Source organism: Acinetobacter sp. AC1-2 (genome assembly GCF_016124155.1).
In the GTDB taxonomy this organism is placed as follows: domain Bacteria; phylum Pseudomonadota; class Gammaproteobacteria; order Pseudomonadales; family Moraxellaceae; genus Acinetobacter; species Acinetobacter calcoaceticus.
Map to the genome: position 1 here is coordinate 144,407 of NZ_JABFFO010000002.1, position 14,914 is coordinate 159,320.

A 14,914-nucleotide genomic window follows, 5' to 3' on the forward strand; every position below is an offset into this window, starting at 1 on the left:
AATTAGAAAAGTAAGGCCTACCAAGGCAAAACAGGGCAATTCTCTGACAACTTCACGTGACTTATGATTGTTATGTTATACAAGTGCTCTTAATAAGAATGGTAATTATCGACGCATAAACCCAACACATCTATGTATTTTTTATGGCAAGCTAATTCAACTTATGTTGGCTGTGACCACAATAAAAAGGATATTTATATGATAAATAAGTGTAAGTGCCATAGCTTAATTTGTTTTAATTGTTAAGATAGAAACCTGAACACATCCATTCTGCCGATGCTAAAGCATAGAAAAGCCCATGAAAGACAAGCCGACATTAACATATCAATTGCCGACTCAGTCCTGTTGGACGCATACATGGATAAAACCTCCTTTTTATCATCCCGAGTCAGGGCATGAATCAGATACACGTTTTTATAACCAACAACCTAAATTACCGGCTAGAGGCTCAAAAGAGTTATTACGTTGGTTAGCTACTCGTGAGTCTTATACATGGAATGTTGATATTCAAAGTGAATATGAAACCCGCATAAATACAGCTGTGGCTTTACCTCAAAATCGACCACATGCAGATTTGGATGATTGGCAAGTTTGGTTTGTTGGGCATGCTACAGTATTAATTCAGATCGGACCTTATAACTTTATTACTGACCCAGTATGGTGTGATTATGCAAGCCCTTTACATGGTCGTGGACCACGCCGTGTATGCCCTGCGGGTTTTGCGTTAGAGCAATTACCGACTATTCATGGTGTTTTACTCAGCCATAATCACTATGACCATATGGATTTGGCTACACTCGATTGGTTGCATAAAAAATTTGCAATGCCGATTTATACGGGATTGGGGAATGGTTTTTATCTACCAAAAGAATTTCATGTGATTGAGATGGATTGGTGGCAAGAAATTCCCTATCATGAATTAAGAATAATCTATACACCTGCACAGCATGGATCGGGCCGTGGTCTACGTGACCAAAATAAAGCACTCTGGGGAGGCTTTTCGGTTGTTGCTAAAACAGGTCATTGTTTCTTTGCAGGGGACACTGGTTATGCAGGGCATTTCAAACAAATACATGCACGTTATGGGGCGCCGCGTGTTGCCTTGCTTCCAATAGGTGCTTATGAGCCACGTGCCTTGATGAGCTATGTCCACATGAATCCACAAGATGCACTACATGCACACTTTGATTTACAGGCCCATCGTTCTGTTGCGATTCATTATCGGACTTTCCAGTTGACTGATGAAGGTCGGGAAGATCCAGAACATGCTTTAGGACAAGCGATCAAAGCTTCATCGAAGCTTGCTAATCCTTTTTATTGCATTCGTGAAGGGCATAAATTAACTGTGTAACTCCTAGATAATTTTATATTTAAATTTAAAAAGCCAGTTCAAATTGAACTGGCTTTTTATTATTTTGACCTAAATTAAGCTAAGTCAAAACGGTCAAGATTCATGACTTTAGTCCATGCAGCTACAAAGTCTTGAACAAATTTTTCTTTACCATCTGCCTGAGCATAAACTTCTGCTAAGGCACGCAAGATTGAATTTGAACCAAAGACTAAGTCATTACGTGTTGCAGTAAATTTTACTGCACCTGTTTTACGGTCTTTGCCTTCAAATACTTCGTTTGATGAGTCAACAGGTGCCCACACCGTAGACATGTCGAGTAGGTTCGTGAAGAAGTCTGTGCTGAGTACACCAACTTGCTGAGTGAATACGCCGTGTTGTGAACCATCCCAGTTGGTACCTAGTACGCGTAACCCACCAACCAATGCAGTTAACTCTGGTGCAGTCAAAGTTAGTTGCTGTGCTTTATCAATTAATAATGCTTCAGTTGCTGCATTAACTCCCTCTTTTTTCCAATTTCTAAAACCATCAGCAAGGCCGAGGAGTAATTGCAAAGATTCAACATCAGTTTGACTTTGTAGTGCATCAACACGACCAGGGGCAAATGGAATGCTAATATTGAAACCTGCCGCCTGAGCAGCTTGCTCTACACCAACGTTACCTGCGAGAACAATTAAATCAGCTAATGACAATTGAGTTGATGCTTTGATTTCTTCAATTTTAGTTAAAGTCTCAACCGCTTTTTGGTTTACTTCCCAATCACGTTGTGGCGATAAAGCAATGCGGGCGCCGTTTGCACCACCGCGTTTGTCTCCACCACGGAAAGTTGAGGCTGAAGCCCAACCAAGAGAAACCAACTCTCCAGCAGATAGTCCCAGCGCAACAATTTTTGCTTTAGCATCAGCAATGCTAGCAGAAGATGGTATAGCGCTGGCAGTCGGTAATGGATCTTGCCAAATTAAGTCTTCAGCAGGAATTTCTGGACCTAAATAACGTGCTTTTGGACCCATATCGCGGTGAGTTAATTTAAACCATGCACGGGCAAAAGCATTGGCGAAAGCTTGTGGGTCGTTATGGAAGCGACGAGAGATCTTTTCAAACTCAGGATCAAAACGTAAGGTCAAATCTGTAGTGAGCATTGTTGGCTTACGTTTAATTGATGGGTCGAATGGATCTGGGATGATCGCTTCAGCATCTGCTGCTACCCATTGAATTGCACCAGCAGGTGAACGTTCTTGTACCCACTCGTATTTGAATAGGTTTTCAAAGAAGTAATTGCTCCATTGTGTTGGAGTTTGCGACCAAATAACTTCTAAGCCAGAAGTGATCGCGTCTTTACCAACACCTGTGCCAAAGCTATTTGACCAGCCAAAGCCCATTTGTTCAATTGGTGCTCCTTCCGGATCAGCCTGAACATGGTCAGCAGAGCCAGCACCGTGAGTTTTACCTAAGGTATGACCGCCAGCAATCAATGCAACAATTTCTTCATCATCCATTGCCATGTTGCCGAAAGTCGCACGAATAAATGGTGCAGCCGATTTAGGGTCACCACTGGCTTGTGGACCTTCAGGGTTCACATAAATTAGACCCATTTCAGTTGCAGCTAGATTGCTGCCTTCCAATGCTTCAGAGTTACGATGAGCTAACCATTCTTTTTCATCGCCCCAGTTTACATCGTTGTCTGGTTCCCAAACATCTTCACGACCCGCACCAAAACCAAAGGTACGGAAGCCAGAAGACTCAAGCGCAATGTTACCCGCAAGAATAAATAAATCTGCCCACGATATTTTTTGACCGTATTTTTGTTTAACTGGCCATAGCAAGCGGCGTGCTTTATCTAAGCTCGCATTGTCAGGCCAACTATTTAATGGTGCAAAACGTTGTTGGCCGCGACCAGCACCACCACGGCCATCGCCCATACGATATGTACCAGCGGCATGCCATGCTAAACGAATAAATAAGCCTGTATAATTTCCCCAATCGGCTGGCCACCAATCTTGGGAATCGGTTAACACATTTTTGATATCAGCTTTGAGTGCGTAGTAGTCAATTTTTTTAAATTCTTCGCGGTAATCAAAATCCTTACCAAGTGGATTAGAACGTTCTGAATGTTGGTTGAGCAAGTCAACGCGTAATTGTTTTGGCCACCAATGTAAACTAGGCGTACCACCACCGACCGTTGCTTCCGGTTTTGAGTTATGACCTGAAAAAGGACATTTTGATTCGTCTGACATGGTTATATTCTCTCTGGGTAATAATTATTGAGCTCTTGATAAAGTATTAGGGCTCATTTTCCTGGACTTCTGGGTTAAAAACTCATGTTTATCAAATAAAGAAATGAGTGAACAAATGGTGAGAGAAACCGTTTAAAAATTCTTTTCACTGAGATGTTAGCTCATTATTTTTTATTTAATAATGCATCAGATTCCTTTAATTGTTATTCCTCCAATTTACTGTATGAAGGTGAAAAAACAAGAGGAAAAATAAGCTGAAGGCTGTAAATAATGATGCATAGAATTACCTCTTCAATTGTTGGAACAACGTAAGATCTTTTAATAACGCTCTTTAAATATACTAGAAGTAGAAGTCTTATTTTTCAAATGGATTAAACTGGCAATATTGATTTGAAAAACCGATTGTATTTTTGTTTAATTTAAAAAATAGGGCAGAACTGAGAGTGAAAAGAAATTTTTATAGTCAGTAATCGTAGAAGCTATCTAAAATAAATAAAGGAGAGCATTGCTCTCCTTTATTGTTTATATATTAAACATTTACGATTCGATTTGATTTGACCATATCTGCTAAACCGTGAGTTTTAAAGTAGTACTCAAGCCAGCTTTTCACAATGAGTGGATTATTCATTTTCATGACATCATCAAGTAGTTTTTGTGCATCTGTCATAGGTACATGACAAATTGCTTTTCGTACTCGCAAAATGTTACTCGAACTCATTGAAAGGGTGTTAAAGCCCATCGCCATGAGCAAAATTGCCGATAATGGATCACCTGCCATTTCACCACAAATACTAATAGGTTTTTTATATTCATGACATTCTTTAACTAAGCGAGTTAAAGCACGTAGAACGGATGGGTGGAAGTGCGAGTAAACGTTTGCCACATGTGGATTATTACGGTCAACTGCAAGTAAATATTGAGTTAAGTCATTTGAACCGACCGAGAAGAAATCGACAAGTTCAGCAAACTCATCAATTTGTAGTAGTACGCTTGGTACCTCAACCATAATTCCAATTTTTGGCTTGGTAATTTTAACTTGCTCTTCTTCTTGCACCGCCATCCAGTCACGCTCAAGTAAATAAAGTACTTCTTCGACTTCACTTACTGTAGTGACCATTGGCAATAAAATATGCAAATTATTTAAACCAATACTTGCTTTGAGCATTGCGCGAATTTGTGACGAAAAAATCTCGGGATGATCGAGCGTGAAACGAATACCACGCCATCCTAATGCCGAGTTTTCTTCTTCAATACTGAAATAAGGGAGGTCTTTATCGGCACCAATATCCAGAGTTCGCATTACCACAGGTTTGTTGGCAAAGTGACTCAATTGTTGACGATAGATTGCACGTTGTTCTTCTTCACCTGGGAAACGTTCCCGTAACATGAATGGAATTTCACTTCGGTATAGACCTACACCTTGAGCACCGCGTTGTACACCGCGAACCACATCAATCATAAGGCCTGTGTTTACGTAAAGTGGAACAGATACACCATCTGGAGTAATCGCTTCTCTTGTCTCGTATTGTTTGAGATCTTTTGCGATTTGCTCATCTTCTTTTTGAATTTCTTTGTAACGTTGGCGTAAACGCCGTGGAGGATTTACAAAAATACGGCCTTGATAGGCATCCACAATCATTTCTGCATCATCAAGTGTGTTAACTGGCAGCTCAGTGACACCAACCACAGTTGGAATTCCTAGTGCTCGAGCCACAATCACCATATGTGAATTTGCTGCACCTTCTGAGGTAACAATGGCAGCAATATTATCTACAGGAAGTTCAACTAGTGCCGCAGTACTAATTTCTTCACCAATTAAAATACTGTCTGGACTGAGCTCACGGTGGCTAGAATCTTCTTCTTGCAACGAGGCTAAAATACGTCGGCCTAAATCTTTAAGATCAGAAACTCGCTCACGAAGATAGTCATCTTCCATTTGTGCAAATAGGGCAGTGTGCTTTTCAATGACACGGCGCACAGCACCTTGTGCCCAATGTCCGTCACGAATGAGTTCTTTAATTTCTGCTGGCAATGCATTTTCATCTAGCATTCTTAAGAAAACACTAAATAAAGCGCGTTCTTCTGCCATTAACGAATCATGCATTTTTTCATCCAGAGAGCGAATCTCTGAACGAACTGATGAAATGGCTTGATCTAAAAGTCGAAGTTCATGACTAATATCTTCAGCTTCACGGTCAGGTACTGAACCCAAATCGGCAGGTGGATATAAAATAATAGCGCGACCTAAAGCAACACCGCCTGCACCTGAAGCACCTTGAAAGGTTTTATAGGCAGGGCCATTACTTGGTTTACGAAATACGTCAATATTTCCAACCGCGTGAGCGTGGGCAATAACACCAGAAAGCTGGGCACACAGAGTAACTAAAAATGACTCGGCTGCTTCGCTAAAATCTTGAGGAAGTTTGTTTTGTACAACCAAAACACCCATAACCTTACGGCGATACATGACAGGTACGCCGAGGAATGAGTTGTAAATTTCTTCACCTGTTTCAGGTAAATACATGAAACGCTCATGTTTTGGTGCATTGTCAAGGTTAACTATTTCTTCACGTTGCCCGACCAGACCGACCAAGCCTTCACCGAGTTGTAGTGAAACATGACCCACAGATTCTGGATTTAAGCCTTTAGAGGCCATCAATACATAGCGCTGATTGCGTTCATCGAGTAAATAAATAGAGCAAACATCCACTTTCATGGCCTCAGCAACCTGATTGACCATGGTGTCTAATGATTCATGCAAACTGACGGACGCATTAACTTCTTGGACAATGCGCCGTAGAGTGTCGAGTTGCATGTTTGACATGGATGTATACTCCAGTATTTTTTTAGACTATGAATGTATTTATAACAGCACTTTCAATAAAAATCATTTGCTAGATAAATGATTTTTAGGGTAATTGTTGCATCGGCAACTGTGTACACAACTCCACCATGGCTTTGCGATAAACATCACGCTTGAAGTTCACCACTTGTCCAAGAGGATACCAATAGCTAACCCACTGCCATTCATCGAATTCGGGTGGGTCAGAGAGGTCTAACTGAATATTTCTTGCATGCGCAGTCAATTTCAGTAAAAACCATTTTTGTTTCTGTCCGATACATACGGGGTCAGAGTCTGACCGAATGTACCTATGTGGCAAACGATAACGCAGCCATCCTTTGGTTTGCGCAATAATCTGGACATGTTCGGGCAATAAGCCGATTTCTTCTCTCAGTTCTCGAAAAAGTGCCTGTTCAGGGGTTTCTCCAAACTGAATGCCTCCTTGTGGAAATTGCCAAGCATTGTGACCAATGCGCTTTGCCCATAAAACCTGTCCATCATCGTTTGCCAAAATGATCCCGACATTCGGTCGGAAACCTTCTGAATCGATCATTTGGCTACCTAAATATTGTCTATATCGTTGACTTTAATCGCGGGGACAAACACTTTTTTATGTCCAGCTCGAAAAGATCAAAGTAAAATGTTTAAATTGCTACGATCTTAACGAATTTCTATCGACTAGCGGAGATAGATTTACATTTTTTTTCTTAAATTTCAGTTTAAACGAGAATTTTCATGAAACTGGCGTTGTTTGATTTAGACCATACCTTGTTAAATACCGATTCAGACCACTCGTGGGGTGAATTTTTAGTCAATGAAGGTTTGGTTGATGCGGTTCATCATCGTCAGATGAATGATAAATTTTATGAAGATTACAAAGCAGGGCAACTTGACCCCTATGCTTATAATGAATTTGTCTTTGGATTTTTAACAAAGCACGACAATAACTACTTAACTGAGCTTCACCAATTGTTCATGCAAAAAGTTATTCGTCCACAAATGCGTCCAAAAGGTTTTGATGCAATCAAAAAGCATCAAGATTTAGGTCATACAATTGTGGGTATTACGGCAACAAGTGATTTTATTACTGCGCCTATTTTCCGTGAATTTGGTATTACCGAAATTTTGGCAACCAATGCTGAAGTTGCGGATGGGAAATACACAGGTAAAGTTGCGGGTTTGGCATGTTATCAAAAAGGTAAACTTGCACGTCTCGACGACTGGTTGGCTGGACGCAGTGTATCTGAATCTTGGGCATATTCAGACTCAATCAACGATCGCTTTTTGCTTGAATATGCGACCCATGCAATTGCAGTAAATCCTGATGATCGCCTTGAAAAGCTGGCTCAAGAAAATAGCTGGGAAATTCAAGACTGGTCGATTTAAGATTGTGGAGTTGGAAGAGTAGCTTGCAAAGCTTTGAGGTCTTCCAACTCTTAATTAATTATATTTAAAAATCATTTTTTGAATATTTTCTATAAATCTTGTTCCAAAAGTAGATATGAATATGTCTAATAAAAAATAAATTTTATCTTGGTAAAGGTTTAAGAATATAAAAAATTCTAATTTAAAAATGAGAGAATAATGCCAAAAACAGCACAAATTAAATTACCCAAACAACTTTGGAATGATGAAAGTATTGATTTAACACGTCATAGCTATCAGGGGAAATTACTTAATAAAAGCGAAGGCTTCAAATTAGGTAAGGCTCAACGTAAAAAAGTTCCGAGAGAACAGCTGTCAGAGCTTTCTGAGCGACCAAAAGGTATAACTGCTTTAACAATCTATGATTGGAGTAACCAAGGGCGTTTAGAGCAGCTCAAACCAATTCGTGCAAAACGAATGAGCGTTTCACCCTTTACATTTTATCGAGGTATGCCTTCTTTGATGCTGTTTGATCAAGCTTGGGAGCAGATGAACTCAGGTTTATTTCAACAGATTTGTGGCGATTGTCATTTAAGTAATTTTGGTGGGTTTGCTAGCCCTGAGCGTAATCTATTGTTTGGAATCAATGATTTTGATGAGACTTTGGTTGCCCCATTTGAATGGGATTTAAAGCGTTTAGCTACCAGTTTTGTGATTGCTGCTCGTGATATTGATCTTGCAGATAAAGTGGGTTTAAAAGCAATTAAAACGATGTTGAATAGTTATCGTCAGCACTTATTAGAAAATACGAAACTTTCGCCTCTACAAGTTTGGTATGAAAAAGTTGATGCCAGTACCTTATTAGAAAACACTGAATGCCGAAAACTGAGAAAGAAACGCGCGAAGCATCTTGATTCAGCACAAAAGAGAAATGCATATTCTGTTTTACCGAAGCTCACACAGCAAGATCAAGATACGGGATCTCGCCATTTTGTGGATGATGCGCCATTATTATGGCATCCAAAGGCAGATGAACCATTCAGTAAAGATGTTGATGCCTTCTTTCAGCAATATCGTGATTCTTTGAAATATGATCGCCAAGTACTTTTTGATCGTTATCAACGGACCGATGTGGCTTTGAAAGTGGTTGGTGTCGGAAGTGTTGGTACACGATCCGCGATTGCATTATTTCAGGATGCAGATCGGGAACCGTTAATTTTACAAATGAAAGAAGCGAATCCATCGATTCTTAGTCCGTTATTTGTAGAAAAAGCAAAACATGAAGGCGAGCGCGTGATACATGGCCAGCAACTTATGCAAGCTGCCAGTGACATCTTCCTTGGATTCTCTTCAACCCCCAATCAGCATTTTCATGTACGTCAGTTACGTGATATGAAAATCTCGGTTGATCTTAGTGATATGGATGATGAGTATTTCAATGAGTATGCTGAAAGTTGTGGTTTGGCTTTAGCTCATGCCCATGCTAAGTCTGGAAATGCTGATGTACTTATGGGATATATTGGAGAGGGCAGTACGATCGTAGAAGTATTGCAAAGGTATGCAGAGGAGTATGCAGAGCGCAATTTAAATGACTATCAGCAATTTATGAATGCAGTTGCAGAGGGTAAGATTCCGCTCGCTGGAGATGATGCACTTTAAGAATAAGTATGCTGCTACAAATGACATGAAATAATTTGAAAGGTTAGAGAAAAAATGTTTAATAAAATTATGTCTGGTTTGGGTCTTCAAGGTGTAACGGTAGAAACCGTTTTACACAATCCAAACTTGCAAGCAGGCGAGACACTGCATGGGGAAATTAGCTTCAAGGGGGGATCATCTGATAAAGAGATTAATGGTCTTTATTTGAAGTTGATGACAATGGCAGAAGTTGAATCTGGTGACCATGAGTTTAATCAACCTTTGGTCTTACAAGAGTGGTTAGTAAATTCTCGTTTTCTATTGCCAGCACATCAAGCTCATTCTTTCCCTTTCAGTATTCAATTACCATTTGAGACACCGATTACCGAAGTCGCTTGTCGAAGAAATGGTACACGTGTTTGGATTCAAACTCATATGGATGTTGATTGGGGATTAGATGCAACTGATCGTGATTATTTAAAAGTGCTGCCAACTCCCGCTATGCAAATGTTTTTACAGGCCATGCAGCGATGTAGCTTTATTTTATCAACAGTTGATGTAGAAAAAGGTCAACTTACTGCACGAAACTTTAGATCAACAATTGGTTGTTACCAAGAGCTTGAATTTGTCTCTTCACATATGTTTAGTGGGTTTAATGAGGTTGAAGTCTCTTTCGTTGCTGAACCTAAACAAACTCACGTTATGCTTGAAGTTGACCGTCATTTTCGATCAGATCAACTCTTAACGATGACCATTCCACATCATATGCTTGATGAAAACCAAATGGTGCAACAAATTCGAAGCCTATTGCAGCTTTGATAAATTAAATTATGCGCATCAAATGAGAGTTTTTTATCAACTTGAAAAGAGCTTTATATTTAAATCGCTTTTGCTGCATTGAGAGTAAGGGCGATTTAAATCGGTCGTTATGATGTGGAGGATATGATGGATAATCAGAATGAGACCGAAGAAAAGAAGACCCGTAGAGGTAATCTTCTTGAAGAATTTGGTGGGCAACTGATTGACGGTTTCATCACACTCATTGGTGAGCTCTTCATTTACATTATTTTTTTATTATTTTCAGGTACTTTACTCGGTATTATCTTTGCCGCTATTTTCTTTGGTTGGGGCATCCTATTTTTACTATTACCTTTTGCTGTTCTGGTTTACATCCTTTTTAAAAAATATAGTCGCTAATAATTCAACTACTCTTGCATCATTTTAATCAGTTCCTGCATAGCTCTGGATTGAGTGCGCGCAGGATGCCATACCATGCCTAATTGGCGATTCATTTTTACATCTAAATCAAGCTGCTGCATATCCTGATTCAATAGAGTTTTTGGTAAAACTGACCAACCTAAACCAATAGATACCAGCATACGAATAGACTCAAGCGGGTTATTACTCATGGTGATTTTAGGTTTAAGCCCTTGTTTTTCAAACTCTGCTAAAGTGATTTGAGCAGTGTAAGTTTGTGCAGCGGGTAACAAGCTCGGATATTCAATTAAATCTTGTAAGGTCAGATTCTTTTTTTGTGCCAGTGGATGAAAAGGGGCAGCAACAAAAACTAAAGGATCATTCCAGATGGTAATGTAGTTAAGGCGCTCATCACCTGAAGGGGGAAGTGTTAAAAATGCTAACTCTAAATCACCGGCAAGCACTTTTTCATGCGCCTGCTCTGAGTCAACAAAATGCACATCTAAGGTGACCTGAGGAAATTGCTGAACAAAGTGTTTAAGGGGCGCGGGTAAATGATGCAAACCAATGTGGTGACTGGTTCCAATTTTTAAACGACCTTGTACCTGATTTTGCTCATGGCTTAGGGTGTGATGGATATCTCCAAGCTCATTTAGCCAGTTTTTAACTTTGGGTAACAATGAATGAGCGGCATGAGTTGCTTGAACGCCTCGGCCTGCGGACTCAAATAGTTTGACACCAAAATATTCTTCTAGACTGTGAATCCGTTTGGTTACAGCAGGTTGAGTAATAAATAATTGATCTGCTGCCACAGAGATAGACCCTGTTTCCATAACTTTTACAAAAGCTTCAAAGGCTGCAAGATTCATAATACAACTCAACTTGGAATAGAAAAATCGAGGGGCTAAAGTTGCCAAGCCAAAATCGTATCATGCTTGCAGCAAAACGAGTTAGAAAGTTATGAATTACCGCACTAATCTTAGCCTAAGCCGTTGTCTCTTTCTCAGCTAAGGCTGAAATGCGGCGGTCTTTAGCTGCCCATACTTTTTCATGAAAGAAAAAAGCAAATGCTTGTACGGTTGGCTCAAGCATACTTAAAGTTAAAGCCATCCAGATATTACCTGTTACAAAGTATGCAACTATCATCGCTACGCTAATATGCATAATGTAATAGCTGAAGGTTTTCTTTAAGGTACGTTGATTATTTACAACGAATTTTTGAATATTAGCCATGATCATTCTCTTTAGCCACTTTAGATATTTTTAGTATAGAGATGAGAGTATAAGATTAAAAATTGATTATGCAAATGATAATCATTAACAAAAACGATTTATTAAATTTGATGTGTATAGAAGGGATTATGATTAATTCCAAAAAGTTTTCTAATTTATAAAAATGATAAATTAGATTTATGTGAAACTCTGGCTATAATCGAAGAAAGATTAGAATTACCCAGTCCAATGGAGCAAGACGACATGGCAGGCAAAACTTTATATGACAAATTGTGGGATGACCACGTTGTTTCACAGCGTGATGATGGCTCATGTTTACTTTATATTGACCGTCATTTATTGCATGAAGTGACTAGTCCACAAGCATTTGAAGGTTTGCAACTTGCGGGTCGTCAACCATGGCGTTTAAGTGCGAACGTTGCTACACCAGACCATAACGTTCCAACATCTAAAAAGGAACGTGAGCAAGGCATCGCGGGTATTGAAGATGATACGTCTCGTATTCAGGTTCAAACCTTAGATGACAATTGTAAAGCCTTTAATATTGTTGAATTTAATATTAATGATATCCGTCAGGGTATTGTGCATGTCGTTGGCCCAGAACAAGGCTTAACTTTACCGGGCATGACTGTGGTGTGTGGTGATTCACATACAGCAACACACGGTGCTTTTGGTTGTTTGGCACATGGTATTGGAACTTCTGAAGTTGAACATGTGTTAGCAACACAATGTTTGATTCAGAAAAAATCTAAAAATATGTTAATCCGTGTAGATGGCGTGTTAGGTAAAGGTGTGACACCAAAAGATGTGGTGTTGGCAATTATTGCTAAAATTGGTACTGCTGGTGGTACAGGCTATGCAATTGAGTTCGGTGGCCAAGTTTTCCGTGATATGTCGATTGAAGGACGTATGACGGTATGTAACATGGCGATTGAAGCAGGTGCTCGTGTAGGCATGGTTGCTGTCGATGACAAAACCGTTGAATACGTGAAAGGCCGCAGCTATGCACCAAAAGGCGAGCAATGGGAACAAGCAGTTGCTTACTGGGACACTTTGCATTCAGATGAAGATGCTACCTTTGATGCTGTAGTTGAATTAAATGGTGCAGAGATCGAACCACAAGTGTCTTGGGGAACTTCACCTGAGATGGTTATTCCGGTAACAGAGGCTGTACCAACTTTAGAACAAGCTAAAGATGATGTTCAACGTAATGACTGGACGCGTGCTTATCAATATATGGGCTTAAATGCAGGTCAGGCATTAGCTGATATTCAACTTGACCGTGTCTTTATTGGTTCTTGCACTAATTCTCGTATTGAAGATATCCGTGCTGCGGCTGAGGTGGTTAAAGGCCGTAAAGTAGCCTCTAGCATTAAGCAAGCCATGATTGTTCCGGGTTCAGGTTTAGTTAAACAACAGGCAGAGAAAGAAGGCTTAGATAAAATCTTCTTGGAAGCAGGTTTTGAATGGCGTGAACCGGGTTGTTCAATGTGTTTAGCAATGAATGCAGATAAATTACAACCAGGTGAACACTGTGCATCGACGTCTAACCGTAACTTTGAAGGTCGTCAAGGCAATGGTGGTCGCACTCACTTGGTGAGCCCAGCAATGGCGGCGGCTGCTGCAATCGCAGGTCACTTTGTTGATGTTCGTTCATTTTAATTCGGTCTGGAGCAAACCATGAAAGCTTATACAGTTGAACAAGGTATCGTTGCACCATTAGATCGTGCCAATGTTGATACAGATTTAATTATTCCAAAACAGTTTTTGAAATCAATCAAACGTACTGGTTTTGGTGATAACTTATTTGATGAACTTCGTTATTTAGATGAAGGTTATCCGGGACAAGATAATTCAGTTCGTCCAAAAAATCCGGATTTCGTTTTGAATCAACCACGTTATCAAGGGGCAAATGTTTTAATTGCTCGTACTAACTTTGGTTGTGGTTCAAGTCGTGAGCATGCACCTTGGGCATTGAATGAATACGGTTTCCGTACTGTTATTGCTCCAAGTTTTGCTGATATTTTCTTTAATAACTGTTTCAAAAATGGCATGTTACCTGTCATTTTGTCAGAAGAAATTGTCGATCAGTTATTTAAAGAATGCGCTGCCAATGAAGGATATCAATTAACAATTGATTTAGCGGCTCAAGAAGTGCGTACCCCAACAGGTGAAGCTTTTAAATTTGAAGTTGACCCATTTCGCAAGCATTGCTTGTTAAATGGCTTGGATGATATTGGTTTAACGCTTCAAAATGCGGATGCAATTCGCGCTTATGAAGAAAAAACTAAACAGGTTCGTCCTTGGGTATTCCAAGAGTTAAATTAACCTTTTGGTACATTTTAAACATAGCCATGGCGTAGTGTTCAAACTCTTGCTAACATGCTAAAGCATAAAAACACCTTAAAATTATGCACTAGATGAGGATTGGGCTTGAACAATGAAGAGGAACGTTACTCATAGCTTTTTGTTGAGCCTGTGCGCAATAACACTCAGTGCTTGTCAGAGCACGTACAATGTAGTGGATACTGTCCGTATTAAGCAGGCTGAACAAGAAAATTTGGGGCAGAATGCAGCAATATATTGTTCGGGCGCGAAGAGTTGTGAATTTGAACGACTCAATGATATTACTGTAGTGGATGCGCAAACACGACGAATTAGTAATCAGGCAATTCATCAAGGAATTGTACGGTTGCACGGTTCAGTGCTCGGGCAAACCAACAGTTTATATTTATCTGTGCCTGCGAAACAATATGAAGTGGTGATCCGTTTTTATCCGATTTCTCCAGATCGGGCCGAAACAATCCATGTGATTCACCAGTTTAATGCCAACCATCGCTATACATTTAAAATGTACCGAGACAAAACTAACCGTTCGGGTAGTTTGCTGAATGTTTCTGTACCAGATCCATTATGTGTCGACTTAGAGCAAGATGAGCGTGTTATTCGCCGTTTTTGTCGACCATTTGATGTAACAACAGGGCTAGGCGAGTTCCTTGAACAGAAAAAACTAACACCGCGGTCGTCATAACACTGCTTGTTTTTTGGAAAATGGAA

General features: G+C 39.9%; 13 protein-coding genes. 8 read left to right on the forward strand and 5 right to left on the reverse strand.

Annotated features, from left to right (window positions below; all coding sequences use genetic code 11):
- Nucleotides 1-298: 298 nt before the first annotated feature.
- Nucleotides 299-1,351, forward strand: a complete 1,053-nt coding sequence (locus HL290_RS10865) for an MBL fold metallo-hydrolase (RefSeq protein WP_045126235.1) — start codon at nt 299-301, stop codon at nt 1,349-1,351.
- 74 nt (nt 1,352-1,425) lie between these two features.
- On the opposite strand, the gene katG is transcribed toward HL290_RS10865, so the two are convergent.
- From katG to HL290_RS10880, 3 genes are all read right to left on the reverse strand, one after another.
- Nucleotides 1,426-3,582: a catalase/peroxidase HPI gene (gene katG, locus HL290_RS10870; RefSeq protein ID WP_198496478.1), complete on the reverse strand. Its 2,157-nt coding sequence runs from the start codon at nt 3,580-3,582 to the stop codon at nt 1,426-1,428.
- A 529-nt stretch (nt 3,583-4,111) separates the two neighbouring features.
- Nucleotides 4,112-6,406 carry a phosphoenolpyruvate--protein phosphotransferase gene (gene ptsP / locus HL290_RS10875; protein ID WP_004640970.1) on the reverse strand — a complete coding sequence of 765 codons (2,295 nt, stop codon included), beginning with the start codon at nt 6,404-6,406 and terminating at the stop codon, nt 4,112-4,114.
- Between the two features lie 85 nt (nt 6,407-6,491).
- Nucleotides 6,492-6,977 (reverse strand): RNA pyrophosphohydrolase, encoded by a 486-nt coding sequence (locus HL290_RS10880; protein ID WP_003654696.1) that lies wholly within the window; start codon nt 6,975-6,977, stop codon nt 6,492-6,494.
- A gap of 182 nt (nt 6,978-7,159) precedes the next feature.
- On the opposite strand from HL290_RS10880, the gene HL290_RS10885 reads away from it, so the two are divergent.
- From HL290_RS10885 to HL290_RS10900, 4 genes are all read left to right on the forward strand, one after another.
- Entirely contained in the window at nt 7,160-7,810 is a 651-nt protein-coding gene (locus HL290_RS10885) for an HAD family hydrolase (protein ID WP_004640973.1), read from the forward strand.
- A gap of 198 nt (nt 7,811-8,008) precedes the next feature.
- On the forward strand, nt 8,009-9,448 hold the full coding sequence (locus HL290_RS10890; protein WP_198496479.1) for a DUF2252 domain-containing protein: 1,440 nt from the start codon (nt 8,009-8,011) through the stop codon (nt 9,446-9,448).
- 54 nt (nt 9,449-9,502) lie between these two features.
- Nucleotides 9,503-10,246, forward strand: a complete 744-nt coding sequence (locus tag HL290_RS10895; RefSeq protein ID WP_004640976.1) for a sporulation protein — start codon at nt 9,503-9,505, stop codon at nt 10,244-10,246.
- 126 nt (nt 10,247-10,372) lie between these two features.
- Nucleotides 10,373-10,624: a hypothetical protein gene (locus HL290_RS10900; RefSeq protein WP_004640977.1), complete on the forward strand. Its 252-nt coding sequence runs from the start codon at nt 10,373-10,375 to the stop codon at nt 10,622-10,624.
- 8 nt (nt 10,625-10,632) lie between these two features.
- On the opposite strand, the gene HL290_RS10905 is transcribed toward HL290_RS10900, so the two are convergent.
- A complete protein-coding gene (locus tag HL290_RS10905; RefSeq protein WP_004640979.1) occupies nt 10,633-11,493 on the reverse strand; it encodes a LysR family transcriptional regulator in 861 nt (286 codons plus the stop codon).
- Between the two features lie 115 nt (nt 11,494-11,608).
- Nucleotides 11,609-11,863 (reverse strand): DUF2061 domain-containing protein, encoded by a 255-nt coding sequence (locus tag HL290_RS10910; RefSeq protein ID WP_003654707.1) that lies wholly within the window; start codon nt 11,861-11,863, stop codon nt 11,609-11,611.
- A gap of 237 nt (nt 11,864-12,100) precedes the next feature.
- Between HL290_RS10910 and leuC the strand changes: the two genes are divergently transcribed.
- From leuC to HL290_RS10925, 3 genes are all read left to right on the forward strand, one after another.
- Entirely contained in the window at nt 12,101-13,519 is a 1,419-nt protein-coding gene (gene leuC, locus HL290_RS10915) for a 3-isopropylmalate dehydratase large subunit (RefSeq protein WP_005037045.1), read from the forward strand.
- 18 nt (nt 13,520-13,537) lie between these two features.
- On the forward strand, nt 13,538-14,185 hold the full coding sequence (leuD, locus tag HL290_RS10920; protein WP_003654711.1) for a 3-isopropylmalate dehydratase small subunit: 648 nt from the start codon (nt 13,538-13,540) through the stop codon (nt 14,183-14,185).
- A 112-nt stretch (nt 14,186-14,297) separates the two neighbouring features.
- The gene (locus tag HL290_RS10925; RefSeq protein WP_003654712.1) at nt 14,298-14,888 is read left to right on the forward strand and encodes a hypothetical protein; all 591 of its coding nucleotides are present in this window, start codon (nt 14,298-14,300) and stop codon (nt 14,886-14,888) included.
- Nucleotides 14,889-14,914: the final 26 nt, after the last annotated feature.

Coding starts and splice junctions, on each gene's coding strand:
- ptsP (WP_004640970.1), bottom strand. CDS start 6,406: ATGTCAAACATGCAACTCGACACTCTACGGCGCATTGTCCAAGAAGTT.
- katG (WP_198496478.1), bottom strand. CDS start 3,582: ATGTCAGACGAATCAAAATGTCCTTTTTCAGGTCATAACTCAAAACCG.
- HL290_RS10910 (WP_003654707.1), bottom strand. CDS start 11,863: ATGATCATGGCTAATATTCAAAAATTCGTTGTAAATAATCAACGTACC.
- leuD (WP_003654711.1), top strand. CDS start 13,538: ATGAAAGCTTATACAGTTGAACAAGGTATCGTTGCACCATTAGATCGT.
- HL290_RS10900 (WP_004640977.1), top strand. CDS start 10,373: ATGGATAATCAGAATGAGACCGAAGAAAAGAAGACCCGTAGAGGTAAT.
- HL290_RS10880 (WP_003654696.1), bottom strand. CDS start 6,977: ATGATCGATTCAGAAGGTTTCCGACCGAATGTCGGGATCATTTTGGCA.
- HL290_RS10885 (WP_004640973.1), top strand. CDS start 7,160: ATGAAACTGGCGTTGTTTGATTTAGACCATACCTTGTTAAATACCGAT.
- HL290_RS10925 (WP_003654712.1), top strand. CDS start 14,298: ATGAAGAGGAACGTTACTCATAGCTTTTTGTTGAGCCTGTGCGCAATA.
- HL290_RS10865 (WP_045126235.1), top strand. CDS start 299: ATGAAAGACAAGCCGACATTAACATATCAATTGCCGACTCAGTCCTGT.
- HL290_RS10890 (WP_198496479.1), top strand. CDS start 8,009: ATGCCAAAAACAGCACAAATTAAATTACCCAAACAACTTTGGAATGAT.
- HL290_RS10895 (WP_004640976.1), top strand. CDS start 9,503: ATGTTTAATAAAATTATGTCTGGTTTGGGTCTTCAAGGTGTAACGGTA.
- leuC (WP_005037045.1), top strand. CDS start 12,101: ATGGCAGGCAAAACTTTATATGACAAATTGTGGGATGACCACGTTGTT.
- HL290_RS10905 (WP_004640979.1), bottom strand. CDS start 11,493: ATGAATCTTGCAGCCTTTGAAGCTTTTGTAAAAGTTATGGAAACAGGG.